The organism is Stutzerimonas sp. 21-1, from assembly GCF_056336065.1.
In genome coordinates, this window is sequence record NZ_CM150500.1 from 1,546,321 (window position 1) to 1,572,301 (window position 25,981).

Genomic DNA, 25,981 nt, shown 5'->3' on the forward strand with positions numbered 1-25,981 from the left:
TGCAGACCTAATGCGACGTGTCTTGCGTCTATCGGAGCTCCGCATTGAGGCTAGATCTTATCTGAATGCGGTTGCCTTTCTGCAGAAATCCTCGCTAGCGGAGAGGAAGGCCATCCGGTCAGTGACATTTGTATCGCATTATCTTTGTAGTGAAGATGCCACCCCAGCGCTTCAGATGAATATCTCCTGGTGTCATGCCCTTCACTCACGATTTTTTATTCTATTTCCAAGATTAAATTATATTTTTTCGATCATTCATATGCTAGAAGAACAGTTATTGCGCTGGCATAGATTACGTTTAAAATGAGCATAAAATATTTTATAGCTAGCAGGATGTCTATTTGCTCTTATAAAGAGCTATCCGACAAGTTTTCTTTTTTGAATTTAATTATGACAGAGGCTAGAGCATCTAGTGTTCGACAGAAATTAGTGAGTTTTTATCCTATTGTCGATCGCTGTTTGGAAAAGGGCCGAAGAGTAAATTTGGTAGTCTTTGTGGCTGAAAAGGACTTACAAGGCGCGCGAGTTATTTATACAGAATGTTTTTTGGATTATTTGCAGAACGAAAAGATTGATCTCATATTCGTTACGCCAGTTCAGGGGCTTATCGAAAAGCTCGCCTTGCTCAATAATGTCATTATAAATCTCTTTAAGCTGCGCGAACCATTCGCTGCTCGTTTGAACATTGCCTGCCTTGCGGCCCTTGCTCGGGCGCGCATAAAAATGTTCTACAGTGTATACGATGCGCTCCCATGCGATAATTGGTTGGGGCTCACTGGTGGAATAGAGCTTCCAGCGCTTAAGAATAGAGCTAAGTGGTCAGGAAAAAGAACTTTAATTAGCGCCCTGCAGTTTGGACAAGCGTCTATGGAGCAAAAGCACTTTGCGGGTTATAGCGTAAACAATCTGTTTGTCTACGATATACACAGCGAGGAAGTATTTAATCGTCTAAATCTTCATGTGGATAATTTGGTCATTGCAGGTTCCTCCGAGTTCGAGTACTACGCTAGTAGATTGCATAATATTAAGTTGGCTGATGAGGATAGATTGAATATTGTTTTCGTTGATCAGCCTGTTATGCAGCGTAGCGAATATAGTTTTTCTTTTTTAAAGTCATTTTTAAAAATTATAAATGCGATTAATGCGGATCCCAGGATAAATATTACTATAAAGCCTCACCCGCGCGGATCAGCTTTTGACGCAGGACAACTTACTGGTTTGCCGGTCGCCCACAATTGGAGCGATTGCCTTTCTAGAGCTCATATTGTTATTGGCTTTTTTTCGAATCTCTGCGATTTTGCGCTCTACTCTGGGAGAATTACTTTTTATGTCGGCAGCGAATCAATTCTCGATTATCAAAAAAAACAATGGATTACTGAGCGCGGCGGGTATATTACAAATGATCTTGAGTATTTGTTGCTGAAAATTATGCGCTTTAAAAACAGCTACGCTGAAATTGCTGCTCAGATAATAAATTCTGAAAAACAGGAATCGCAGCTTCCATCTAGTGTTATTTACAATAAAATGGTGGCTTGCAGTGAAGCCATCTGAGTCGGTTGAATGGATGAAGTGCTTCGAGTTGCGCGTTGATAAATTAAATAAACGTGTTTTCGGAATAGACTGTTGGCCAGTTATTAGAAATACTTTTCTTTCGATGGTCCATGCTAAGAGTAATAGCTATTTTCCTCGATTTCCGACGCGACGCCGTTCAATAACTAATTTAATTATATCTTTAATTAAATTGATTTTTTTAAAAAAAGCGGACACCTTTATTCTTAGTGATGGTAAGTTTTGCGAGGAAGTTAATGGAAGACTGTATCTAAAAGATTCATATGCTCTAGCTGAAAGGGAGAAGCTTAACCGGCGATCTGTTATGATTGCATTACAGGGGATTAATGTTAATTTTAATATTGTAGATAGGGAGCGGTGCGTATCAATTTATCCAATATTACTTGTTTCAGCATTTGTTTCAAGGTTTTATTTTTTGTCTAATATGATTCCTGGCTTGTCAGGCTATCTTCGTGCTTTATTAGATGAGCTATATAAGACGCCATTTTTCCCTGATGCGCAGATTGATTCTGCTGCAGTATTAAGGCAGCTACGCAAAAATATAGTGTTTTCTATAGTTGCCGCGAAGTTATTTTCTTGCATCTTAAAGAAGACTGGATGCACTAAGGCGTATGTTGTCTGTTATTACTCTATTCTCGGTATGTCTCTATGTGCAGCCTGTCATCGTTTGGGCATACCTATCGCGGATGTTCAGCATGGTGTATCTGGGAGGAATATGCGCGCGTACGCGGGCTGGATGAAGTGCCCGGTTGATGGTTATACGACTTTACCCAGCCATTTTCTAGCATGGACGCATTTTGATAGCACTGCAATCAATGAGCACGCGCCATTTCGACATAATCTTCATCAAGCAAGTTGTGTCGGTTCTCTATGGCGATCTTATAGACTAGAGACCGGTCTAGCCGAAATTTGTCGAAGCGAGTGGGCCGATTTTATTCATAAAATTGCAAGTTACAGGAAGAGAATTACTATAACACTGCAATCTACCATTGTTCCGCCGATTGTAATGGAACTGATCGCTGGCGCTGGTGCCGATGATTGCTTTCTAATTAGAGCGCATCCTGATTTCGCTTGCGACTCAGCTGTTACACATCTGGCATGGCTTGGTGCTCATTTCAATAATGTTTTTGTCCTTGAGCCATCTCGAATGCCAATTGATCTATTAATGTCTGTCAGCGATGTCAATATTACCGGTTGGTCCGCTTCTGTATATGACGCTTATTTCGAGGGGGTTAGATCTATTGTCGTATCTGAGCTGGGGCGTGTTTATTTTGAAGATTTTATCAGGGAAGGATTGGTGGTTTATGCTGAGAATTACTCGTGGTTGAAGAATCATGCATTTTCCTTAAGCCGATTCGCCTATGCAGTAGATTAGTCTAATCGCTGTATGGGGTGCGGTGAATTATTTTATGGATGATTTTTAGATGCTAAATATTTTATATGTTGGCGCACGCAAGGCGTTGCCGTTATTTATTAAACGTAAGATTGTGTTGTTTTCGCGAGGAGCCACAATTTTTTGCAATAAGTATCTTGGGTTAAAAGTTAAGTCAATCATGTCTCTTCATGAAAAATTTCTTGAATCCGTGCTTCAGGCAGGAGGGGCGTCTGTTAATGCGGGTCTGCTTATTCCTGTAAAGCACAATGAATTACGGTTTGCTGTAGATTTGATTGATGTTGAAGACCTTTTGGAGACGCAGGGTCTTAAGAGCTTGCTTTTCATTGAAAGTGCTGCGGCTAAATTTCATTATAAACAGTTGATAGAGTTTTCACTTACTAAGCAATGTTTCATTGTTTTTAGAGCAAAAAAAGACTATCTGGAGTTTATTGATAGCGCGGTATCAATGAGTGTTTTGCTGGATGATATATCCGGGAGGGTTCTCTATATCCCCACTATTGATCCGGCGCTCGATGAGTCGGTCTATCTTCAGGCGGACACCCTTTCTGCTAAGTTTATTGATTGTCTTGGGAGTGAGTTATCTAACACGCCGCAATATGAAAAATTTTCTCATTTTCTAAATTCATTGCAGGTTGGGGTGTCGGATAGATTGGTTGGGTGGGTAAGAAGCTATAACTTTATTTTGAATTTTGCTGAAACGCACGCCGTTGAAAAATTTTATATATTCGGAAATAGGTTGCTTGATAATAATCTGCTGGCATTCGCGGTTGGTTCTTCAAGGAAAATTCCGACCGCAATTGTTCGCTTTTGGTGTGGCAGAAGATTCAAGTCGCTCTCGCAAGTGGTGATGAGTGATATGGTTAGCCGTGATTGGATTCCCTCGGATAGATTTACGACTACGAAATATCATATTTCTGACTGCTGTGAGAAGGGAGATAATATTTTTATTTTCTTTGGGAATTTGCGAGATCCAATGTATAAAGGGACGCTGCTGCCAGTCCTTCAGCAGTTCGTACGTAAAACAAACGAAAAAATTCTTGTATTGTTGCCCTATGCTGATGTATTGGATGACGATAATAAGCGCTACACTTATATTTTGCCGTCAGTTGAGAAAGATGATGCTTCAGGGATGGCTGAGTTCAATAAGTATTTTGATCTTGCTTTAGATGCTTTTTTATCTTCACCTCTTTTGGAGGGTACAAGCAGTGGATTGCTTGCCTTGTACGCTGCCTTAAATTCAAGAAAGTCTCTTCATCGACTTTTTAGAGATTCTTATGGTCTTATGCGGGAAATTGATAGGACGCTATTGGTGGCGAACGTATCGGCTCTTATCTCAAATCCCGGACGCCTGTGGCCATCCCAATTTACTGTGGGTTATTTGAAATCTGTTGCATCATTCGATATACAGAGTGGGACGTTTTCTCGTTCTGGTCGCTATAAAAAACCTGGCTCCACTTATGTTCTTGCTGTGGACGATTTCTCTAGAGCTGTTTATGTGGATTATTTGGGGGTCAACGATTCTAATGTAGAGGTGGTTGGGGCCCCTAGGATTGATGCTCGATTATCTGCGATCAGAGCTTTTACAAAAGAGCAAAGTCGTGAAGCTATAGCTATCTGTGATACGACTTATAATATATTGTGTTTGGCGACTCAGCCTTATGATATTGACTTGATGAGTTCAATGGTAAGAGTGGCCTGTGATTTTTTAGAGTCACATGATGATTGGTTTCTTTTGATCAGCATGCATCCAAACGAAAATGATGCTTTTGCGAATGCTTATTCCGCTGTGTTGCGGAACCTTGATTGCTCGCAACGGGCAGTCATTTCGCGTGGTAACATTTATCATAATCTTAATGCTTCTGATGCGGTTATTACCTATTTTAGTACCGCTGGTTTAGAGGCGTTTTGCCTCGATAAGCCTGTGCTGGCATATAGACCAAAAGATTATTCGACGGTCCCTTTTGATTTGTGTGAGCTAGGTGTTGCGAGGCCTTTTGTTGGTCGGGATGATTTAAATTATTTATTGAATTCCTCAAGCGAGAGGGGGAGTGGGTCACAAGGATTAATGCGTCTAAAAGATGGCCGCTCAGTCGAAAGAATATGCGATTTCATCTTGGGCAGAGTGGCTGAAAAAAAAATACTTGAATAGACTTTTCTCTACATTTATGAGGCGGGTATGGAGGGTAATTCATATCATATGAAGAGAGGCTTCGATTTCGTGGTTTCTTTTTTGTTAATGCTATTGTTTGCTCCGATTTTTTTGATTTTGTATTTGTTGGTATTGCAAGATCTTGGGCGCCCTGCGCTCTTTAATCAGCAGCGACCTGGCTACAAAGGGCGCAAATTTACAGTGTATAAGTTTCGAACCATGTATGAGATGGAGCCTGATGGTTTGCTCGGTATCGGCGATGCGGAGCGAATGACACGCGTAGGCCGCTTTTTGCGTAGTACCAGTCTCGATGAGCTACCCCAGCTGCTGAATGTGCTAAAGGGTGAGATGAGTCTTGTCGGGCCACGCCCTTTACTGATGGATTATTTGCCCTTGTATAACAAACGACAAATGCGCCGGCATGATGTCCTGCCTGGCATCACGGGCTGGGCGCAGGTAAATGGGCGCAACAATCTGAGTTGGCAGGAGAAATTCGAGTTCGATATCTGGTACGTTGAAAACAGATCGTTCTTACTGGATATGAAAATCCTGTGGCTGACGGTCGTTAAAGTGTTCAAGAGGGAAGGTGTCTCTTCTCAAGGACATGCGACCTCGGTGCGGTTCGAGGGCAACGATAAGTGAAAAGGCTTGCGATTTTTGGTGCTAGCGGGCATGGCAGGGTCGTCGCCGACATAGCCGAGTGCTGCGGTTGGGAGGTGTTTTTTTTCGACGATGCTGAGCCAATGGACGGCGCGACCCTAGGCTTGCCTTATTGCGGGACGTTCGAGACTTTGCTGGAGCGCAAGGGTGATTTTGGGGGGGCGTTCGTGGGAATAGGCAATAACGACATTCGAATGACTAAATGCAAGGCGTTGCTGGATGCCGGTTATTTCTTGCCGAGCCTGCTGCATCCGTCGGCTACCGTCAGTCGCTATGCTCAAATTGCCGAAGGGGCTGTTATCATGCCCGGCGCGGTCGTCAATGCGGGGGCGCGAATAGGTTTTGCCTGTATCGTAAACACCGCTGCCAGCGTTGACCATGACTGTGTGCTAGACGCGGGGGTGCACATTTCTCCTGGGGCGCATCTTGCGGGGCAGGTCGTCGTAGGCACGTGCAGTTGGATCGGAATTGGCGCCATCGTCAGGCAGCAAATTAGTATCGGGTCGCATGCGATGATTGCAGCGGGTGCCGTAGTCGTTAAGGACGTGCAGGACGCAGCTACGGTGATAGGCGTTCCTGCAACTCAGGTGAGGTAACCATTATTTTATGTTGGGCACTCCTTTTTCCCCTTGGCCTAGCTTCACGGAAGAAGAAGCTGAAGCGGTCAGCAATGTCATCCTGAGTAACCGCGTGAACTACTGGACCGGACAAGAATGTCGCGAGTTCGAAAAGGAGTTCGCCGCATGGACCGAAGTTGAGTATGCGGTGGCGCTAGGCAATGGCACGCTGGCTCTGGATGCTGCGTTGAAAGCGTTGCGAATCGGGGCTGGCGATGAGGTCGTTGTGACCTCTCGTACATTTCTGGCTTCTGCTTCCTCTATCGTGACCGCAGGTGCCACACCGGTCTTCGCTGACGTCGACCGCGATTCGCAAAATATTACTGCTGATTCTATACGCAATGTTTTGACTGCCAAGACGAAAGCTATCATCTGTGTGCACCTTGCAGGTTGGCCATGCGACATGGATCCGATCATGGCGCTTGCGCAAGAATACGGACTCTTCGTTATTGAGGACTGTGCCCAAGCTCATGGCGCGCGCTACAAAGGGCGTCCGGTGGGTTCGATTGGGCATATTGGTGCTTGGTCGTTCTGTCAGGACAAGATCATGACCACCGGTGGTGAGGGCGGTATGGTTACTACCAATGATCGTGAGCTTTGGTCGAAGATGTGGTCATACAAGGACCATGGCAAGTCTTGGGAGGCCGTTTATGAGCGTGCCCATCCTGCGGGCTTTCGCTGGTTGCATGAAAGTTTTGGTACCAACTGGCGCATGCTTGAAACCCAGGCGGTTATCGGTCGTATCCAGTTGCGGCGTATGCCTGAGTGGCAAGCGAAGCGTCTAGCTAACGCCAAAAAAATCTGGGAGCAGGCTGCACTGCTCCCAGGCTTGCGGGTTCCTTCCCTTCCAGATGAAGTCCTGCATGCAGCATATAAATGCTATATGTTTGTCATGCCTGAGTCGCTCAAAGAAGATTGGAACCGCGATAGGATAATGGCGGAAATCTCAGCACGAGGCGTGCCCTGCATGTCGGGGTCCTGTTCGGAAGTTTATCTTGAAAAGGCTTTTGATAATACTGGTTGGCGCCCGGCTGAGCCGTTGCCAATTGCTCATGAGCTTGGAAATACCAGTTTGATGTTTTTGGTTCATCCGACATTGTCCGAGCCAGAGATTGAAAGGACCTGTGCCGTGCTTAAAGAGGTAATGTTGACCGCGGCTCGGTAGTTTTCCGGACTTCAGGAAGAAACATTCGAACTGATTTTTCCTGAGTTTAATTAGGGCTGACGCATCATGACATTGTGATAAGGGTGTTTGGGATCAAATGCACTCTGCGACCGTTTTTTATGCTTTTTGCCTTGGTTGTTAACCATGTAGCAAGGTTCGGCAACGATCCAGCTACCTATTCCGATTTCAGTGCTAAGTTTTCCTGGATATCAAACTCCAAAAGCTGTTGTCATATGGAATGTTAAGAATTAACTGGTATGTCCGCAAGTGACTGTCTAGGTGGCTTATTCTTATGTTGCTTTGTTGGTTAAATTTTCTCTCGAGGATCGAGGTGTCCTGTGTTAAGACTTGCCGAGAAGCTGCGTTCACGTCTGGTGAGCTTACCTAGGCGCTATAAGCGGCTAATCCAAGTAGCGACTGATGTGGTGCTGATCTGGGCTGCGCTCTGGTTGGCGTTTGTGGTGAGATTGGGTGAAACGCGCAATATCGAACCGCTCGATGGCCATGCTTGGCTTTTTGGTATTGCGCCATTGATCGCAATTCCGTTTTTTATCCGTTTCGGTATGTACCGCGCAGTGATGCGCTATTTCGGCAATGACGCGCTGATGGCTATAGCCAAGGCGGTGACGCTCTCGGCGCTGCTGCTGTCGCTTGCGGTCTACTGGCGCAGCGATGTGCCCAAGCTGATTCCGCGTTCGATGGTGTTCAACTACTGGTGGCTCAGCCTGGTCTTGATTGGTGGCCTGCGATTGGTCATGCGTCAGTACTTCATGGGGGATTGGTTTTCTCCCGTTTCGCTCACGAAGTTCAAGGGCAAGGACACTGGGCTACCCAAGATTGCTGTCTACGGTGCCGGTGCGGCGGGCAATCAACTGGTGGCAGCGTTGCGCATGGGCCGGGCGATGCGGCCGGTGGCGTTCATCGACGATGACCCGAACCTGCATAACCGTTCCATCGCCGGGCTGCGTGTCTATTCGGCCAAGCACATTCCGCAGATGGTGGATGAAACCGGAGCTGGCCAGATTCTGCTGGCGATTCCTTCTGCCTCGCGCGCACGGCGGCGCGAGATTCTGGAGATGCTTGAACATTTGCCATTGCACGTGCGCAGTGTGCCGGGCTTCATGGATCTGGCGAGCGGTAAAGTGCAGGTCGAGGACATTCAGGAGGTGGATATCGCCGACCTCCTGGGTCGTGATGCCGTGCCGCCACAGCAGGCGTTGTTCGAGCGCTGTATTCGTGGCCAGATCGTGATGGTGACGGGGGCGGGTGGGTCGATCGGCTCCGAGCTGTGCCGGCAGATCTTGGCGAACGCGCCGGAAACGCTGCTGCTGTTCGAGCATAGCGAGTTCAACCTGTACAGCATTCATATGGAGCTGGAGCGGCGAATCGAGCGGGAGGCGCTTTCCACCCGGCTGGTGCCGATTCTCGGGTCGATCCGCAATGCTGATCGCCTGCTGGATGTGCTGCAGACCTGGAAGGTCCAGACGATCTACCACGCGGCCGCCTACAAGCATGTGCCGATGGTTGAGCACAATGTCGCCGAGGGCGTGCTGAACAATGTGCTGGGTACCCTGAATACTGCCCAGGCAGCCGTGCAGGCTGGCGTGGCGAATTTCGTGCTGATCTCCACCGATAAGGCGGTGCGGCCGACGAATGTCATGGGCAGCACCAAGCGCGTGGCGGAGATGATTCTGCAGGCGCTGAGCCGCGAAGCGGCGCCGGTGTTGTTCGACTCCGACGATGCGGTGCATCACGTCAACAAGACGCGCTTTACGATGGTGCGCTTCGGGAATGTGTTGGGCTCGTCGGGTTCGGTGATTCCGCGTTTCTACCAGCAGATTCGCTCTGGCGGCCCGGTGACGGTCACGCATCCCAAGATCACGCGCTACTTCATGACCATTCCCGAGGCCGCGCAGCTGGTGATTCAGGCCGGCTCTATGGGGCAGGGCGGCGATGTGTTCGTGCTGGACATGGGTCAGCCAGTGCGCATCGCCGAATTGGCCGAGAAGCTGATCCACCTTTCCGGCATGAGCATTCGCTCGGAGAAATGCCCGCATGGCGATATCGCCATCGAATACACGGGGCTGCGTCCTGGCGAGAAGCTTTATGAGGAGCTGCTGATCGGCGACAACGTCAGCCCCACGGAGCATCCGATGATCATGACCGCGAACGAGGAGTACCTCTCGTGGGATCAGCTAAAAGTGTTGCTCAGCCGCTTGATGGCGGCTGTCGATGAAGATGACTACCCGCAGGTGCGTCAGCTGCTGCGTGAAGTGGTGAGTGGCTACAAGCCGGAGGGGGAGATCGTCGACTGGATATATCAGCAGCGACGAGCGGAACCGGGGGAGTGAAGGGCGTTCTTTTCGGTTGAGGTACTTCCGGGTGCAGTGTGTAGGGTGGGCTAAAGCCCATCGCTGCGTGTCTCGGCCATGCGTCCTGGCTTTGGCGGCGGCCCCTTGGTGGGCTGAAGCCCACCCTACAAGCGTACTTGTCCTGCCCGGGTGGAAAATCGCGCAGCGTTTTCACCATCACTCGTCCGCAAACCGCAAGCGCTGGTCGGGCTTCCCGTTGCAAGGCATGGTGGACAAGCTTCGCGTTGTCCACCCTACCGGGGGCGGCTGGCATATGCGTAGGGTGGAAAACCGCGCGGCGTTTTCCACCACCACTACCACCACCACGCAACCGCAAGCGGCCGGCGTTGCCCGAATGATTAATGCCGCGGGCTTTCTTCCGGCAGGCTGAGCAGCTGCTTTTCATGGTTCCAGTCGAACGGCTCGTCGTTCTGCTCGGCTTCGTAGCGGCGTTCTTCGAGTTGCTGGAATATCGCGATTTCTTCGTCAGGCATGAAGTGCAGGCAATCGCCGCCGAAGAACCACAGCAGGTCGCGCGGGACGAGATGGGCGATCTGCGGGTAGCGGTGGAAGACTTGGCAGATCAGATCCTGGCCCAGGTGACGCTCTTCCGGCACGTTCTGCAGGTTCATGATCAGTTCATCGAAGCGTTCGAGGAACAGCGCGTGGCTTTCTTCCGAAACCTGCTCGGCTTCGCCCATCGCGAGCAGGATGCCGCGCAGATGGGCCAGCAGGGCAAGGTTGTGATCGTGATAAGAGTTGGCCATGTGTGCACCTGTGTCGGGTTTCTGGGGGCGCGATTATAGACAGGCGCGCCGTCGGGCGGGCCTGTTCGATTGACTCGCGGGCGTGCCGAGGGTTCGGCACGCGGCGCCAGCTGAGATGCTGCCTCGTCAGGTGCTGCTAACGCACGCATCCGGGCGGCAGCCGCAGTTCCTCCTGGCTGAAGTCGTCCACATCGATAACACGTCGGCGGGCGGCTTCGGCGGCGTACAGGCTGTTTGCCTCGTTCTCGTCGAGAATCCCCGCCTCCTGCGCGGCCGCGAGCGGATCGCTGCCCGGTGCCGGTTTGAGCGAGCCGCTCTTGAGCGCCTGGTGCAGTTTCTTCGCCGCCGGCTGGCTGGCTATCAGGCTATGCAGGGCATGGTGCAAGCTGCCCAGCGGCTCGTCCGCGCTCTGCGGTCGATAGAAACCATCGAGCACGCGTTCCAGCGCGGGATCGCCTTCGGGGCGACCGAGGATGGCGGCGACCTCGGCATCCAACGCATCCGACGGGCCCGGATGGCGCGCGCCGAAAGGGAAGACCAATACGTGCAACAGGCAGCCCAGGACGCGATTGGGGAAGTTGCGCAGGATGTCGCGCAGAGCGGTTTCGCATGTGTGCAAGCAGTCTTCCAGCGCCCATTGCAGCAGCGCCTCCTGATCGGCGGGTTGGCCGAGATCGTGGTAGCGCTTGAGCGCTGCCGAGCCTAGGTAGAGGTGGCTGAGTACATCGCCCAGACGTGCCGACAGGCGTTCGCGACGCTTGAGTTCGCCGCCCAGCAGCAACATCGAAAGGTCAGCGAGCAGCGCGAAGGCCGCGGCGATGCGGTTCAAAGCCAGGAAGTACGGGCGGCTCAGGTCGTTGCCCGGTGCCTTGCCGAAACGCCCGAACGTCAGGCCGAGCACCAGCGTGCTGGCGGCGTTGCCGACAGCGAAGCCGACGTGTTGCATCAGCAGTCCGTCGAACTTGCGCACGGCGGCGTCGCGATCCGCTTCGTGGACCAGCGCCATTTCCTTGAGCACGAACGGATGGCAGCGAATCGCGCCCTGACCGAAGATCATCAGGTTGCGCGAGAGGATGTTCGCGCCCTCGACGGTGATGGAGATCGGCGCGGCCTGCCACAGACGGCCGAGGTAGTTGTTCGGCCCGAGGATGATGCCCTTGCCGCCGTGGATATCCATCGCATCACGCACGCACTGGCGACCGCGCTCGGTGAGGTGGTACTTGAGGATGGCTGAGAGCACCGACGGCTTCTCGCCCAGGTCCACGGCGCTGGCGGTCAGCGTGCGCGCGGCGTCCATCAGCCAGGCGTTGCCGCCGATGCGTGCCAGCGGCTCCTGGATGCCTTCGAAGGCCGCCAGCGGCACGCCGAACTGCTCGCGGATCTGCGCATAGCGGCCGCTGGCATAACTGCACACCTTGGCTGCGCTGACGCCGGTGGCTGGCAGCGAGATCGAGCGACCGACCGACAGGCAGTTCATCAGCATCATCCAGCCCTTGCCGATCATGTCGCGTCCGCCGATCAGCGCATCGAGTGGCACGAAGACATCCTTGCCCCGGTTCGGTCCGTTCATGAACGCCGCGCCGAGCGGCAGGTGGCGTCGACCGATCTCGACCCCGGGGGTGTCGGTGGGGATCAGCGCCAGACTGATACCCAGTTCGTCCACCTCGCCGAGCAGATGCTCCGGGTCGTAGGCTTTGAAGGCGACGCCGAGCAGGGTCGCGACCGGGCCGAGGGTGATGTAGCGCTTCTCCCAGTTGAGCCGCAGGCCGAGCACTTCCTCGCCTTGCCACTGGCCGCGGCAGATCACACCGCTGTCGGGCATCGCGCCGGCATCGGAGCCGGCATATGGACCGGTGAGCGCGAAGCAGGGCACGTCGGTGCCGCTGGCCAGGCGCGGCAGGTAGTGGCTGCGCTGCTCGTCGGTGCCGTAGTGCAGCAGCAATTCGGCTGGGCCGAGCGAGTTGGGCACCATCACGGTGCTGGTCAGATCGCCGCTGCGCGTGGCGAGCTTCATCACGATCTGCGAATGGGCGTAGGCGGAAAACCCCTTGCCGCCATATTCCTTGGGGATGATCAGGCCGAAGAAGCCTTGCGTCTTGATGTAGTCCCAGGCTTCGGGCGGCAGGTCGAGGCGCTGGGCGATGTCCCAGTCGCTAACCATCGCGCAGAGCGTTTCGGTTGGGCCGTCGAGAAACGCCTGTTCTTCGTCCGTCAGGCGGGCCTGCGGATAACCGAGCAAGACGTTCCAGTCTGGCCTGCCGCTGAACAGCTCGCCGTCCCACCAGACGGTGCCGGCCTCGATGGCATCGCGCTCGGTATCGGAGATCGGCGGCAGCACGCGCTTGAACCAGTCGAACAGCGGTTCGCTCACGTAGCGACGGCGGATATCGGTAATCAACAGCGGCACCGCGACGGCGGCCAGCAGCAGCCAGAGCAGGGCGACCAGCCAGCCGGACACCTCATCGGCGGCGCTCATCGCCAGCAGATAGAGCGTAACCAGGACCAGACTCGGGACGAGCGCCAGGCGCAGATGTGCGATGACGACGAGGCCAAGCAACAGGACCAGCAACCAGATCAACGTCATGGAGAGCGTTCCTTTATCGACGTGGGTGTGCTGACAGCATAGGCGTCCTCGCCGCATGCCGGTGCGATGCGTGCCCGGCGGTGATCTCGCCCGAACTCTTGCGCGGGGCTATCGTCCCAGTTCAGACAGTTCAGTTGGCGGGGAGCGGTATGGCATTTCTGGATACGCGCGGCATCGGCTTCGGCACCTTGCTCAAGCGCACGATCAAGGAGTTCAGCAACGACGACATGTCCACCTACGCCTCGGCGCTGGCGTACCGGGCGTTGTTCTCGCTGTTTCCGTTCCTGCTGTTTCTCATGGCCCTGCTGGGCTTTCTCAACCTCTCGGAGTTCTTTGCCTGGCTGCGTGAACAGGCGGCGCTGGCACTGCCCGCGGTGGCGATGGAACAGGTCAATCCGGTGATCGACCAGCTGCAGCAACAGAAAAGCGGGCTGTTGTCGGTCGGTATTCTCGTGGCGCTGTGGACGGCCTCGGCGGGCTTCCGTTCGCTGATGAACGCGATGAACCGGGCCTACGACGTCGATGAGGGGCGGCCCAGCTGGAAGCTCATGCTGTTGTCACTGCTCTACACGATCGGCACCGCCGTGATTCTGCTTGCCAGCGCCGGGCTGATGATCGTCGGTCCGCAGGTGATGGAGTGGTTGGCCGATCTCGTCGGCCTGAAGGAGACGATCGTGCTGCTCTGGGCGTGGCTGCGCTGGCCGGTGGTGGTGTTCCTGATGATGCTGCTGGTGGCCGTGCTGTACTACGTCACGCCGGATGTGAAGCAGGAGTTCCGCTTCATCACGCCCGGCTCGGTGCTGGCGGTGATCGTCTGGATCGCCGCATCGGTAGGTTTCGGCATCTACGTGCAGAACTTCGCCGACTACAACGCCACCTACGGCAGCATCGGCGCAATCATCGTGCTGCTGCTGTACTTCTACATTTCCGCGGCGGTGCTGCTGCTGGGCGCCGAGCTGAATGCGGTGATCGAGCACCACTCGGTCGAGGGCAAGGACCCGGGCGAGAAGACCGCCGATTCCTGACCGGTCCGCCCGGCGAGCGGTACGGCGAACGTCTATTCTGCAGAAGGGTCCATACCGTTCATTACAGAATTCCTGCGAGCTGCAGCGGCATGGCGGGGCGGCCGACCAGCGGCGCCGAGGCAATTCCGGGGTTCTGGGCCGAAACCGGATGGAGACGTTGCATCTTGCACATCGCCGATATGACCATGTTCTACGCGCCGGCCAGTGGCGGCGTGCGTACCTACCTCGAGGCCAAGCACCGCCGCCTGCAGCTTTATTCCGGCGTTCGCCACAGCATTCTGGTACCCGGCAGCAGCTATCAGCAGCATGCTGGCATCTACGAGGTGCCAGCCCCAGCCCTGCCGTTCGGCAAGGGATATCGCTTTCCGATCCGTCGCGGTCCCTGGCGTAACCTGCTGCGGTCACTGCGCCCCGATCTGATCGAAGTGGGCGACCCATACATGACCGCCTGGGCGGCGCTGGATGCCGGCCGCCGGCTGGATATTCCGGTGATCGGCTTCTACCACTCCGATCTGCCGTTGCTGGTCAGCAACCGCATTGGTGGCTGGCTGGGCACCAACATGAACGGCTATGTCTCGCGGCTGTACGGCAGTTTCGATCGCGTGCTGGCGCCCAGCCAGGTCATGGCGGACAAGCTGACGGCGCTGCGGGTGCGCAACGTGTATGTGCAGCCGCTGGGTGTCGATCTGGAAACGTTCAGCCCGACGCGTCGCGACGTGCATCTGCGACGCGAGCTGGGCCTGGAGGACGATTGCCGCCTGCTGATCTTCGCCGGGCGTGGCTCGCGCGAGAAGAATCTGCATGTCCTGCTGGAAACCGCGCGCATCCTCGGTCGGCCGTATCACCTGTTGCTGGTAGGGTCGAGCATGCCGCATCGGGTGCCGGACAACGTCACGGTGATCGACCAGTTCTGTCCGGCCAGCGAGGTCGCGCGGTTGCTCGCCAGTAGCGACATGCTGCTGCATGCCGGCAATCAGGAGACGTTCGGCCTGGTGGCGTTGGAGGCGATGGCCAGCGGCATTCCGGTGGTGGCCGCGCGCGCCGGTGCGTTGCCGGAGCTGGTGCCGCCACACACCGGCCGTCTGTGCCGGCCGCTGGATGCGCGCTCGATGGCGCTGACCGTGCAGGAGTTGTTCGAGGACGATCCGCAGCGGCTCGGCAGGCAGGCGCGCCAGCACGTCGAAGCCCATCACGCGTGGGATGCGGTGGTCGCCGGCCTGCTCGCGCACTACCACGCCGTGCTCGGTACGGCCGATCTGCCGGTGGCGGTACATGGCTGAACCGGTGCTGATGCTGGTGCTGCACGATGTGGCGCCGCAAACCTGGCCGGACTACCGGCCATTCGTCGAGGCCGTCGATGCACTCGGCACGATCCCCATCACCTGGCTGGTGGTGCCGGACTTCCACCGGCGCAATCCGCTGCTAGCGCACCCGTGGTTTCTCGACCTGCTTGGTGAGCGCCTGGCGCGCGGCGACGAGCTGGTGCTGCACGGCTACTACCATGCCGACGACGCGCCGGCACCGCGCACGCCGCGCGACTGGTTCATGCGCCGCATCTACACCCATGAAGGGGAGTTCTACGCGCTGGCTGAAGCCGAGGCACGCCGGCGGCTGGAGCAGGGCATGCAGCTGTTCGCTAGGCAGGGCTGGCCGTTGCATGGTTTCGTAGCGCCGGCCTGGCTGATGAGCGCCGGTACCCGGCAGGCCCTGCGGGGCAGCGGCCTGAGCTATACCAGCGATCCGCAACGGTTCTACCGCCTGCCGGACTTTGCGCCCATCACCGCGCCTGGGCTGGTCTGGAGCGCGCGCAGCGCCTGGCGTCGCGGGCTGTCGCGACTGGTCTGCGAGCAACAGCTGCGCATGCACAAGGCGGCGCCGCTGCTGCGTCTGGGCCTGCACCCGGTGGATATGCGTCACGAGTTCTCCCGCCACTACTGGCTGCAGCTGCTGCAACGCCTGCTCGCGGAGGGGCGGCGCCCGGTCAGCAAGATCGAATGGCTGCGCCAGCAGCCGCTGATGAGTCAACCGGCATGAACCGCAGCGCCTGGTTGTTGCTCGGTGCGTTGCTCGCCGCGGCGCTGGTGCCGCTGCTGCTGGGTGGCACCGGCCTGTTCGACCGACTGTTGCGCTTTCCGCCCGGATTGCTGCTGGGCATGCTCGGCATGGTGCTCGCCGGCTGGTATCTGAATGCCTGGCGCCTGCGCTTGCTGGTCGGCCGGCGCACGCTTGGCCAGCGGCGTGCGCTGGGCATCGTGGTGGCCACCGAGTTCGCCATCTGCGCGACGCCCGGCGGCGCTGGCGGGCCGCTGACCGCAATGGCGCTGCTGATGCGCCAAGGCGTGACACCGGCAAGAGGCACGGCGACCTACGCGGTCGAGCAGCTCAGCGACCTGCTGTTCTTCGCCTGCGCACTGGTCGGCGTGCTGATCTATGCCATGACCCACGCCTTCAATGCCTATGTCGGCAGCCTGCTGGGCTTCAGCGCGGCGCTGCTGCTCGGCGTGCTGATACTGCTGGGGCTGCTCGGGCGGTTCCATCGTCAGGTGTTCCGCTTCAACGGCTGGCTGGTCCGGCACTTGGGAATACGCGCCAAGCGCCGGCGACGCTGGGCGCGCAAGGTACTGGGGTTTCGCAATGCGCTGCTCGATTGCTTCCGCCTGCCGCGGCGGGTGCTGCTCGGCGTATTCGCGCTGACCACGCTGCACTGGCTGCTGCGCTTCAGCGTGCTGTATCTGACGCTGCGCGGGCTGCAGAGCGAAATCGCCTGGGCCTGGACCTTCGTGGTGCAGATCCTTGCGCTGACGGCTGGTCAGCTCAGCCTGCTGCCCGGTGGCGCCGGTAGCGCCGAGCTGGCCTCGGCCGCGTTGCTCACACCCATGGTGGGCAAATCCAGCACGGCGGCGGCGATCCTGATCTGGCGCTTCGTCACCTATTACTTCTACCTGATCGTGGGTGCCCCGGTATTCCTGCAACTGGCCGGGCGACCGCTGCTCAATCGACTGATGCGCAGCCGGCGGGCGACTAGCTGACGCGCCGTTCCGATGGCCGGGAGGAAACTATCGGCGCGCGCACCCGGTCCACTCTTTGTAACCAATGACTAGCAGTAAAGGGGAAGCCGCCATGAGCAGCACCGAAGACAAGATCAAGGGCAACACCAACGAAGCGGTCGGCAAGATCAAACAGGGTATTGGCGAGGCCACCGACAATCCGCGGCTGAAGGAGGAGGGGCAGCGCCAGGAGATCAAGGGTGACGCCCAGCAGGTCAAGGGTGACGTCAAGGATACGTTGAAGAAGGGCATCGACCGGGCCTGATCGGTGCGCTGCACACATAAAAATGCCCGCGAATGCGGGCATTTTTTCGTCGCGCCGAGCGATCAGCGCTCGAGGTACTGCAGCTTGTCCTTGACCCCGTCCCACTCTTCGGCGTCCGGCAGCGAATCTTTCTTCTCGGTGATGTTCGGCCAGACCTCGGCCAGATCGGCGTTCAGCGCGATGAACTCCTGCTGATCGTCCGGCACTTCGTCTTCGGAGAAGATGGCCTGGGCCGGGCACTCCGGCTCGCACAGCGCGCAGTCGATACACTCGTCCGGATGAATCACCAGGAAGTTCGGGCCTTCGTAGAAGCAGTCCACCGGGCAGACTTCCACGCAATCGGTGTATTTGCACTTGATGCAGTTGTCGGTGACGACGAAGGTCATTTCTAGCTATCTCCTCAGGCGGGTCAGGCAGCGTTGGCAGACGCTCCTGTGCGGCAGCAGACAGGGTGGCACCAGGCAAAGGCCACCGTATCCAAAAAAATTGCGCGCGATTCTACCAGTTTATTGGCGTATCAGGCTTGTGATTTAAGGCTGTATAGCAGGTCCAGCGCCTGTCGCGGAGACAGATCATCGGGATTGATTCGACGCAATTGCTCGATCACAGGATGCGGCAAACTGGCGAAAAGATCGCTCTGCACCGGAGGTGCGGACTGGCCAGCTGCCATTCTCGGCGCTTCGTGGGGCAGACTGGTGGTTTCCAGCCGCGACAGATGGTCGCGGGCGCGCTGGATGACCTCGCCCGGTACGCCTGCCAGTTGCGCCACCGCCAGGCCGTAACTCTGGCTTGCCGGCCCGGGTAGCACATGGTGGAGGAAGACGATGCGCTCGTTGTGCTCGGTGGCCGAGAGGTGCACGTTGGCCACCACCGGCTCGCTTTCCGGCAGCACGGTGAGCTCGAAATAGTGGGTGGCGAACAGCGTGAAGGCGCGCAGCTTCGCCAGCTGCTCGGCCGCAGCCCAGGCCAGCGATAAACCATCGAAGGTGCTGGTACCGCGACCCACTTCGTCCATCAGCACCAGGCTCTTGTCGCTGGCGTTGTGCAGGATGTTGGCGGTTTCGCTCATCTCCACCATGAAGGTCGAGCGCCCGCCGGCGAGGTCGTCCGACGAGCCGATGCGGGTGAAGATGCGGTCCACCAGCGACAGTTCGCACGCCGCCGCCGGTACGAAGCTGCCAATCTGCGCCAGCAGCACGATCAGCGCTGTCTGGCGCATGTAGGTGGACTTACCGCCCATGTTCGGCCCGGTGATGACCAGCATGCGGGTAGCGTCGTCGAGGCCCAGGTCGTTGGCGACGAAAGGCGTCTCCAACACCTGCTCCACCACCGGGTGACGGCCCCGCTCGATGCGCAGGCAGGGCTGTTCGACGAAGCGCGGGCGGTTCAGATCGAGGTTAAGCGCGCGCTCGGCGAGGTTGCTCAGCACGTCCAGTTCGGCCAGCGCGGCGGCGCTTTCCTGCAGCGGTGCGAGATGGCCGATGAGCAGTTCCAGCAGCTCGTCGTAGAGCAGTTTTTCGCGGGCGAGGGCGCGACTCTTGGCCGACAGTGCCTTGTCCTCGAATTCCTTCAGCTCAGGGGTGATGAAGCGCTCGGCGCCCTTGAGCGTCTGCCGGCGGATGTAGTCGGCCGGCGCCGATTCGGCCTGCTTGCTCGGCAGTTCGATGAAGTAGCCGTGCACGCGGTTATAGCCGACCTTGAGGTTGGCCAGTCCGGTACGGGCCTTCTCGCGGGTTTCCAGGTCCATCAGGTACTGGCCGGCGTTCTCGGAGAGCGACTGCAGCTCGTCCAGCTCGGCGTCGTAGCCGGTCTTGAGTACGCCACCGTCGCGGATTACCGCCGGCGGGTTGTCGATGATGGCGCGGGCCAGCAGCTCGGCCAGCTCCGGGTAAGTGCTGATGCTGGTCGCGAGTTGGAGCAGATGTGGCGCGACCAGCGCCTGCATGCCGGCCTGCAGTTGCGGCAGTGCGGCGAGGGCGTCGCGCAGGCGCGCCAGATCGCGCGGGCGGGCGTTACGCAGGCCGATGCGGGCGAGGATGCGTTCCAGGTCACCGATGTCCTTGAGCTGCGGCTGCAGCTGTTCGAAGCGGTAGTGCTCAAGCAGGCAGGTAATCGAGTCCTGGCGCGCCTCGAGAATCTCGCGGTTGCGCAGCGGGCGGTTCAGCCAGCGGGTCAGCAGGCGCGAGCCCATGGCGGTCTGGCAGCGGTCCATCACGGACTGCAGCGTGTTGTCACGGCCGCCGGCCAGGTTGACGTCCAGCTCCAGGTTGCGCCGGCTGGCACCGTCGAGGATCACCGTGTCGTCGAGGCGCTCGTGGCGCAGGCTGCGCAGGTGGGGCAGGGCGGTGCGCTGGGTTTCCTTGGCATAGGCGAGCAGGCAGCCGGCGGCGCCGATGGCCAGCGTCAGGTTCTCGCAGCCGAAGCCCTTGAGGTCCTGGGTGGAGAACTGCTGGCAGAGGCTCTTGAACGCCGAATCGCGATCGAAATCCCAGGGCGCACGCCGGCGCACGCCGCGGCGTTTTTCCAGCGGCAGGCCCTGCGGCCAATCGTCAGGGATCAGCAGCTCGGCCGGGCTCAGGCGCTCCAGTTCGGCGAGCAGGGTTTCCCAGCCCTTGAGTTCCTGCACGCTGAAGCGGCCGCTGGCGATGTCCAGCACCGACAGGCCGAACTGGCGCTCATCGCCGACCACGGCCGCCAGCAGGTTGTCGCGGCGCTCGTCCAGCAGCGCCTCGTCGCTCACCGTGCCGGGGGTAATGATGCGCACCACCTGGCGTTCCACCGGACCCTTGCTGGTGGCCGGATCGCCGATCTGTTCGCAGATCACCACCGACTCACCCAGCTTGACCAGACGCGCCAGGTAGCCCTCGGCGGAATGGAACGGGATGCCGGCCATGGGAATTGCCGTGCCCGCTGACTGCCCGCGCGCGGTGAGGGTGATGTCGAGCAGCGCCGCGGCCTTCTTGGCGTCGTCGTAGAACAGCTCGTAGAAGTCGCCCATGCGGTAGAACATCAGCTGGTCCGGATGCTCGCGCTTGAGCTTCCAGTATTGCTGCATCATCGGGGTGTGCTTGGAGAGGTCGGAAATTTCTTTATTCATCAAAGATTTATGGCGGTACGGCAAAAGTAATGGGGCAAATTTGGGGCATGTCACGCTGCTTTTTGCATGCCTGCCCAGATGTGTTGAAGCTCGAACGGGGACTCGTCGTCCATCCATTTGGCGTACACCTGGACCAGCATTGTGAAGTCCTTGTGCCCCATCTGCTTGGCGATGAACGCAAGGTTACCACGCGCTACCAGGCACCAGCAGGCGTAGGTGTGGCGCGTCTGGTAGGGGCGGCGTGGGCGGATCTTGGCGCGACGCTGGATGTTGGCCCACTTCGAGTTCCAAGACGTCGGAATGAACCAAGGGTTTACGTTCTTCTTGCGTGCCTGCACAACGGGAGAAATCAGCGGCGTGACGGTTTCCCGTATCGATTCGTGGCGGGTGAGTTGCACAGTGATGGTCCGTGGCTCGATGCCGTGCTCGATAGCCAGCAGTTCCTTACACGCGTCCAGTGCTGGCGGAAATAACAGTACAACGCGTTTCTTGCCGGTCTTAGGCAGCTTGAACGTGCCCCTGCTTGTAATGGCTCGGTTTACATGGATCTGGCCTTTGATCAGGTCGATGTCTTCCCTGGCTAATGCGCCGAGTTCTCCAGGGCGCAGGCCGGTGTAAACGGCCAGTGTCACCGCAGCTCGATCCATTGGGTGCAAGCAACCTTTGGTCAGGAGGGCGTCCAGCTCGGCTTTGGTAAGCGGGTCTGGGTCACGCTCGGTCATCTCAAAGCGCGTGCAGGCATTGGCTAGGCCAGAACGGCAATAGCCGTTGGCCTCACACCATCCAAGAAATCCTGCGAGCGTGGCGAGGTAATGATTCACCGTCGAGGTGGCGCGCGTCTCGATCAGACTCACACGCAGCTTCTGAATGTCTTCGGGCAGCAGGACGCTGCCAAGACGGTCTCGACCTAGCATGTCAGTGCAGATGTCGAGCGCGATTCCGTATCGGCTCTCGGTTTCCTTGGTGATGTCGGGTTCTACCCCGTTTCCACGGACGGTTTGAAAAGGGCTGAAAACTTCAGATCTTGCCTGGCGACTCTACGACGCATTCGTGGGTTATGAAACCGCTCGATGTAGTCGAATAAATCCGCCCGTGCTTCATCACGAGTTCGATACGACTGATGGGCAACCCGCTCCCGTTTGAGCTGACCGAAGAAGCCTTCACAGGCTGCGTTGTCGCCGCAATGCCCGACGGCACTCATGCTGCAGACCAGCGTGTTGCGATTCAGAAAGCGCTGGTAGTCGGTGCTGGTGAATTGGCTACCGCGATCCGAATGCAGGATTACTGACCAGTCACCCTGGCGCTGCCAAATCGCCATCTCCACTGCTCGAATCACCATCTGCCGATCCTGGCGGTGATGCATCGACCAACCGATCACCAGCTTGCTGTACAAGTCGAGCACCACACATAGGAAAAGCTTGCCTTCCAGTGTGGCTATTTCCGTGATGTCCGTGACCCACTTGCGCTCCGGCTCCTGCGCGGTGAAATCGCGCTCCAGCAGGTTTTTCACGCCTGCTGGGCGGCCACTGACGGCTCTTCCAAAGCCACGTCGTTTCCGGCGTGGCCAGCCTTGAATTCGCTCAGCCGCCATCAGGCGAGCAACTCGGTTCAGGCTGACGACTTCGCCCTCGTCGAGCAAATCCTCGTGCATTCGTGGCGCTCCAATCACGCCCCGGCTGTCCTCGTGAATCTCCCGAATGCGCTTCACCAAGCGCGCATTCTCCTGAGCTCGCGCACTTGGTTCACGATCCTGCCAGGCGTAATAGCCGCTGGCAGAAACCTTCAGGCAACGGCACATCAATCGTACCGGGTACTCGTTGCGGCAGCGCTGGATCACCGTGTACCGCTCGATGACTCCTTGGCAAAGTACGCTGCCGCGTCTCTTAAAAAATCACGTTCCTTGGTTACTCGGGCCAACTCGCGCTTGAGACGGGCAAGCTCCTCATCCCGCGGACTTCCCGTTCCAGGGAAGACTTTCTCAGTGCCTGGTTGCGCCTCCCGAACCCAGCGGGTGAGCAGGTTGGGAGCCACACCAATCTCTAGGGCCACCTGTCGGCAGCTGGCCCCTGAACGACGAACCAGCTCGATGGCTTCCCGCTTGAACTCGGGACTGTATTTCTTGCGCTTCATGAACACTCCTTCAGCTCGGTGTGAGCTTACTTGAAAGTGTCCGTGCTAACGGGGTAGAACCCCACCCTTCGCTTTTGCCTGGGATGGCGTCGATCAGGAAAGTGGTGCCGATATCGAGATTGATGCGGGAAACCTTGTCCGCGAAGGCGAAGCGATCGACTACTACGACTACAACTCAGGCAATTACCACTCCGGCAACGTCGAGTCGATGGAGAGCAACGGCGATGGTAGCGTTGATGTAGAGGTCTACGACGAAACCAGCGGTGAATACCGTACGTTCGAGATGGATGAGGACTGACATTCAGCCCACCCTCATCACTTAAACATGAGAAGAGCAGATGCTTAGGCCGGGAGCCACTCTTCATTTGGAGTAACAGAAGTCTTGGCCATAACCAGTTCTTTGACGCGCTCCATTTCCGCTTCTTGTGCATCGGTCAAAGGGGAGAGCGGCTCGTTGATGGGATCTGTCCATGCCAGTTCACGTGTCGATGGGCGGAGCATGACATTCGTGAGGTTAGCGTCGACCACGCCATCTATAGAAGGCAGGCAGTTAGCAGCAAGCAACAGAGTCGTCAGTAGGGGGGCGAACTCTTCGTACACAGAGGTAGCGGCTTCGCAATCAGTCATGAACTGTGGGCGATCATGGGGCTCCACATTTGACTCCCCATTGGTGAGCGAAAGCAGAACCTCATTGAGGCGAGTGCCCTGAGGACTCTCGGGGGCAATCGGTTCCAACCATTCGACCTGGGCCAGCCAGTAATAGAGTTCTTCATCCTCATCAAACGGAGCTATCGGGCCAAAGTCCTTGATCACATGTACCACCGAGGGATTGCCTTTGGCCGACTGCTCTGCAAGAAACACATGGCATTTACCATCGGTGCTGAGGCGATACAGATTGCCGTCACGCTGGAACAGCATTGCTGATGATCCATGCTTAAAGTATTCGGCACCGCGAAGCGGCTCCTGGGACATCACATAGTCGAAGTAGGGGCCGGAAAAAAGCTGGGACATGATGGCGTGATCCTTGTGTTTTAGTACCACCAGCGCCTTAAGCGCTGGTGAGGATCGCGATGCGTTGTTGGAGGTTTTCCAGCTCATCGACAAAGAACGTTTCTCTATCCTTGAGTCGTTGAACACGGCACTGCGTAGGTTGCTGGCAGCCTTCTGTATTTGGGCTGCAGTTCTTACAGAAGAGCGCCTTTGCATCCTCGGTCTGTTCTTTGGCTATACGCAGCGCCATGCGCAAGGTGCGTCGCTTGAGCGATAGCACCAGCACCAACGGCCAGTTAAAGAAGTGGCGCATCACAACCAGCCCTTGTCGCGCAGGCCTGCAACCTTCGTGAGCAACTGGGCGCGAGCTGCATCGAGTTTGTCAGGATTGGTTTTGATGGAGAGGTCGGGACGATCCTTCTTGCCGAGGAAGTAGTTGATGCGCTCCATGCTGGCCGGGGAGGGGTGCGGCAAGCCGGACAGAACCTGCTCATCCTTCACCAATCCTTTGCTCTGCAGGTGCTCGAATGCTGCGCTTACCTTCTCGCCCAAGGGGACAAAAAGGCAGTTGGCATTCAAGGCTTTCACCTCTTCTGCCAGATAAGTATCGACCTGGTGGCGCAGGGATGGGGCGGTCAGCATTTTGGGGGTGCCGTTGTAATTCCCACCGTTGATGAGCACTGGGTAGCGCAAGGCCGAGGTGTAATGCACCAGGTGGGTATGTGTGTCGAATAGGTGGGCGCAGCTGTTGATCCCTAGCAGGTCAGCAATACCGACCGAGTCGAGCAGGTTAATCAGGTTCTTGCGCATTGCACCGGCAAAGCTGGCCGTTTCCTTCGCCTTGCGCTTGACTTCCTCGCTGGGGGCGCCGGCGTTGAGCAGGCGACGTGCCTCTTTCAGAGCCACCACCGCTTGATGCATGCCAGGCGTGATACCGCAGATGGTGATGCGGGCTTGCGTGTTGATGTAGTCGAAGGGCGCGTAGAACGTCTGCAGGCTTCCTTCTGAGGACAGCAACAAGTCCTTGGGCAGCTCGGAACCGGTCAGGGCAACGGCGTTATTGGACAGCAGCGGTGTGAATTTTTCAAAAAGGCTCATGTTCATTCCTTGATTAGCGTTTGCCGTTTAGCAGGCGACGGCCAGCGGGGTGGGTGGGTACACCCCGCCAAATGCGTTTATGGGATTTCGTTGGCTTAAGACGTGCGTCTCGGTAACCCGCCGTGATGACTACCTCCTCGGTGATCACCGCGTAGATGTTGCGACTGCGCAGGGCGAGCTCTAGATCGTTCGAATCCACGTCTTTGAGCAACTGCAGATAGCTATCCCTGTCAAAGTGGAACAGGCAAACCCCGCGATTGTGGCTTTCTTCGCCGTAGCAGAGCAGCCATTCCAGCTGCTGGGTGTTGATCAGTCTCTCCTGACAACGTTGTTCGGCGTGCTTAGTGAGGATCACGGCGTCACCTACACAATCTGGGTCGCTACGAAGAGCCTGCGGCCATTCAGCCAACGCAGAGCTTCGTGCGATTCGACGACAGTCCGAGCACCTTTCTTGCTAGTCACTAGGCGATCTTCAACCTTGGGCTGTGCGGCATTGCGCACTGCTTTCTCAGTCATCCCGGCCAGGAAGGCGATGTCGTTGAGAGTCAAATAGCCCTCGGCTGTATTTCGCAGGATCTCGGGTAGAGCGTTGTAGGCAACATCCCCATGAATGTCGCAGTCCAGTCTCGCTCTTACCGACGCAAGCTTGAACACCTGTTCCAACTTGAGAGGCAGAGAGTTCACGGAGTGAAACTCGGCATCCCAACGAGCCTGATTGATGAAGGATGCGAAATCCAACCAGTCATGATCTTCCAATTCGATGCCCCCTGACTTCAGCTGCCCATTCGCTGCGTAGTCAAAGCAGCGCTCGGCGATGCTCAAGAAGCGTGTGGATCCATCCAGGACCCGATCAAGTTCATTTACATCGCACCCGTACTTCTCTGCTTCAGCTTCCAGATGGCCGCGGTAAGCCGCTGCGACCTCTTTCTCTAGGTCCGAGCGGAGGATCCTGAGATTGGGTATTGCATAGGGGCAAAGCTGGTCTTCAAGTCGAATAGAAATTTCGTCGTCGAGCTGTTCTTTGCGGCGCATGGCGGGCACTCCAGTGGGCGTGCTCGCAGCATAGCGCTA

24 protein-coding genes are annotated in these 25,981 nt (G+C 56.7%); 13 read left to right on the forward strand and 11 right to left on the reverse strand.

Annotation, left to right across the window (positions count from 1 at the left end):
• Positions 1-303: 303 nt before the first annotated feature.
• The 7 genes from AC0ZJQ_RS07680 (at position 304) to AC0ZJQ_RS07710 (ending at position 9,907) form a co-directional block, all read left to right on the forward strand.
• Complete coding sequence (locus tag AC0ZJQ_RS07680) at positions 304-1,551, forward strand: hypothetical protein (protein WP_476477627.1); 1,248 nt, start codon at positions 304-306, stop codon at positions 1,549-1,551.
• Positions 1,538-2,944 (forward strand): hypothetical protein, encoded by a 1,407-nt coding sequence (locus AC0ZJQ_RS07685; protein WP_476477628.1) that lies wholly within the window; start codon positions 1,538-1,540, stop codon positions 2,942-2,944. The genes AC0ZJQ_RS07680 and AC0ZJQ_RS07685 overlap by 14 nt, the downstream gene beginning before the upstream one ends.
• 49 nt (positions 2,945-2,993) lie before the next feature.
• A complete protein-coding gene (locus AC0ZJQ_RS07690; protein WP_476477629.1) occupies positions 2,994-5,114 on the forward strand; it encodes a CDP-glycerol glycerophosphotransferase family protein in 2,121 nt (706 codons plus the stop codon).
• A gap of 27 nt (positions 5,115-5,141) precedes the next feature.
• Entirely contained in the window at positions 5,142-5,756 is a 615-nt protein-coding gene (locus AC0ZJQ_RS07695; protein WP_476477630.1) for a sugar transferase, read from the forward strand.
• Entirely contained in the window at positions 5,753-6,370 is a 618-nt protein-coding gene (locus tag AC0ZJQ_RS07700; RefSeq protein WP_043296637.1) for an acetyltransferase, read from the forward strand. The genes AC0ZJQ_RS07695 and AC0ZJQ_RS07700 overlap by 4 nt, the downstream gene beginning before the upstream one ends.
• Before the next feature lie 10 nt (positions 6,371-6,380).
• Entirely contained in the window at positions 6,381-7,556 is a 1,176-nt protein-coding gene (locus tag AC0ZJQ_RS07705; RefSeq protein ID WP_043296636.1) for a DegT/DnrJ/EryC1/StrS family aminotransferase, read from the forward strand.
• Positions 7,557-7,915: 359 nt separating this feature from the next.
• Positions 7,916-9,907 (forward strand): polysaccharide biosynthesis protein, encoded by a 1,992-nt coding sequence (locus AC0ZJQ_RS07710; RefSeq protein ID WP_476477760.1) that lies wholly within the window; start codon positions 7,916-7,918, stop codon positions 9,905-9,907.
• A 359-nt stretch (positions 9,908-10,266) separates the two neighbouring features.
• Here AC0ZJQ_RS07710 and AC0ZJQ_RS07715 read toward each other — a convergent pair whose 3' ends face one another.
• Complete coding sequence (locus AC0ZJQ_RS07715) at positions 10,267-10,674, reverse strand: PA2817 family protein (RefSeq protein ID WP_138299673.1); 408 nt, start codon at positions 10,672-10,674, stop codon at positions 10,267-10,269.
• A 136-nt stretch (positions 10,675-10,810) separates the two neighbouring features.
• Positions 10,811-13,258: an acyl-CoA dehydrogenase gene (locus AC0ZJQ_RS07720; protein WP_476477631.1), complete on the reverse strand. Its 2,448-nt coding sequence runs from the start codon at positions 13,256-13,258 to the stop codon at positions 10,811-10,813.
• Between the two features lie 149 nt (positions 13,259-13,407).
• Between AC0ZJQ_RS07720 and AC0ZJQ_RS07725 the strand changes: the two genes are divergently transcribed.
• From AC0ZJQ_RS07725 to AC0ZJQ_RS07745, 5 genes are all read left to right on the forward strand, one after another.
• Entirely contained in the window at positions 13,408-14,283 is an 876-nt protein-coding gene (locus AC0ZJQ_RS07725) for a YihY/virulence factor BrkB family protein (protein WP_476477632.1), read from the forward strand.
• A 164-nt stretch (positions 14,284-14,447) separates the two neighbouring features.
• Positions 14,448-15,563 (forward strand): glycosyltransferase family 4 protein, encoded by a 1,116-nt coding sequence (locus AC0ZJQ_RS07730; protein WP_102829437.1) that lies wholly within the window; start codon positions 14,448-14,450, stop codon positions 15,561-15,563.
• Complete coding sequence (locus AC0ZJQ_RS07735; RefSeq protein ID WP_476477633.1) at positions 15,556-16,317, forward strand: DUF2334 domain-containing protein; 762 nt, start codon at positions 15,556-15,558, stop codon at positions 16,315-16,317. The genes AC0ZJQ_RS07730 and AC0ZJQ_RS07735 overlap by 8 nt, the downstream gene beginning before the upstream one ends.
• Complete coding sequence (locus tag AC0ZJQ_RS07740) at positions 16,314-17,312, forward strand: lysylphosphatidylglycerol synthase transmembrane domain-containing protein (RefSeq protein ID WP_476477634.1); 999 nt, start codon at positions 16,314-16,316, stop codon at positions 17,310-17,312. The genes AC0ZJQ_RS07735 and AC0ZJQ_RS07740 overlap by 4 nt, the downstream gene beginning before the upstream one ends.
• A 91-nt stretch (positions 17,313-17,403) precedes the next feature.
• On the forward strand, positions 17,404-17,595 hold the full coding sequence (locus AC0ZJQ_RS07745; protein WP_003290440.1) for a CsbD family protein: 192 nt from the start codon (positions 17,404-17,406) through the stop codon (positions 17,593-17,595).
• Positions 17,596-17,657: 62 nt separating this feature from the next.
• Here AC0ZJQ_RS07745 and fdxA read toward each other — a convergent pair whose 3' ends face one another.
• The 4 genes from fdxA to AC0ZJQ_RS07765 all read right to left on the reverse strand — a co-directional run bounded on the left by fdxA (position 17,658) and on the right by AC0ZJQ_RS07765 (position 22,822).
• Entirely contained in the window at positions 17,658-17,981 is a 324-nt protein-coding gene (fdxA, locus tag AC0ZJQ_RS07750) for a ferredoxin FdxA (RefSeq protein ID WP_003290439.1), read from the reverse strand.
• Positions 17,982-18,112: 131 nt separating this feature from the next.
• On the reverse strand, positions 18,113-20,692 hold the full coding sequence (gene mutS / locus AC0ZJQ_RS07755; protein ID WP_476477635.1) for a DNA mismatch repair protein MutS: 2,580 nt from the start codon (positions 20,690-20,692) through the stop codon (positions 18,113-18,115).
• Between the two features lie 50 nt (positions 20,693-20,742).
• Positions 20,743-21,546: a tyrosine-type recombinase/integrase gene (locus AC0ZJQ_RS07760; RefSeq protein ID WP_476477636.1), complete on the reverse strand. Its 804-nt coding sequence runs from the start codon at positions 21,544-21,546 to the stop codon at positions 20,743-20,745.
• Positions 21,547-21,668: 122 nt separating this feature from the next.
• Positions 21,669-22,822, reverse strand: a protein-coding gene (locus tag AC0ZJQ_RS07765; RefSeq protein WP_476477637.1) for an IS3 family transposase whose coding sequence is annotated in 2 segments (ribosomal slippage) — positions 21,669-22,585 and positions 22,585-22,822 — 1,155 coding nt in all. Because the reading frame shifts where the segments join, the coding sequence is not laid out codon by codon here.
• A 118-nt stretch (positions 22,823-22,940) separates the two neighbouring features.
• Here AC0ZJQ_RS07765 and AC0ZJQ_RS07770 point away from each other — a divergent pair.
• Positions 22,941-23,120, forward strand: a complete 180-nt coding sequence (locus AC0ZJQ_RS07770; protein WP_476477761.1) for a DUF5334 family protein — start codon at positions 22,941-22,943, stop codon at positions 23,118-23,120.
• A gap of 44 nt (positions 23,121-23,164) precedes the next feature.
• Here AC0ZJQ_RS07770 and AC0ZJQ_RS07775 read toward each other — a convergent pair whose 3' ends face one another.
• From AC0ZJQ_RS07775 to AC0ZJQ_RS07795, 5 genes are read right to left on the reverse strand one after another with little or no spacing between them, the layout of a single operon-like run.
• Positions 23,165-23,833 carry a hypothetical protein gene (locus AC0ZJQ_RS07775; RefSeq protein WP_476477638.1) on the reverse strand — a complete coding sequence of 223 codons (669 nt, stop codon included), beginning with the start codon at positions 23,831-23,833 and terminating at the stop codon, positions 23,165-23,167.
• Between the two features lie 37 nt (positions 23,834-23,870).
• A complete protein-coding gene (locus AC0ZJQ_RS07780; RefSeq protein WP_476477639.1) occupies positions 23,871-24,125 on the reverse strand; it encodes a hypothetical protein in 255 nt (84 codons plus the stop codon).
• The gene (locus tag AC0ZJQ_RS07785; RefSeq protein WP_476477640.1) at positions 24,125-24,910 is read right to left on the reverse strand and encodes a hypothetical protein; all 786 of its coding nucleotides are present in this window, start codon (positions 24,908-24,910) and stop codon (positions 24,125-24,127) included. The genes AC0ZJQ_RS07780 and AC0ZJQ_RS07785 overlap by 1 nt, the downstream gene beginning before the upstream one ends.
• A 13-nt stretch (positions 24,911-24,923) precedes the next feature.
• Complete coding sequence (locus AC0ZJQ_RS07790) at positions 24,924-25,265, reverse strand: hypothetical protein (protein WP_234302329.1); 342 nt, start codon at positions 25,263-25,265, stop codon at positions 24,924-24,926.
• Between the two features lie 8 nt (positions 25,266-25,273).
• Entirely contained in the window at positions 25,274-25,942 is a 669-nt protein-coding gene (locus tag AC0ZJQ_RS07795) for a hypothetical protein (protein WP_234302330.1), read from the reverse strand.
• Positions 25,943-25,981: the final 39 nt, after the last annotated feature.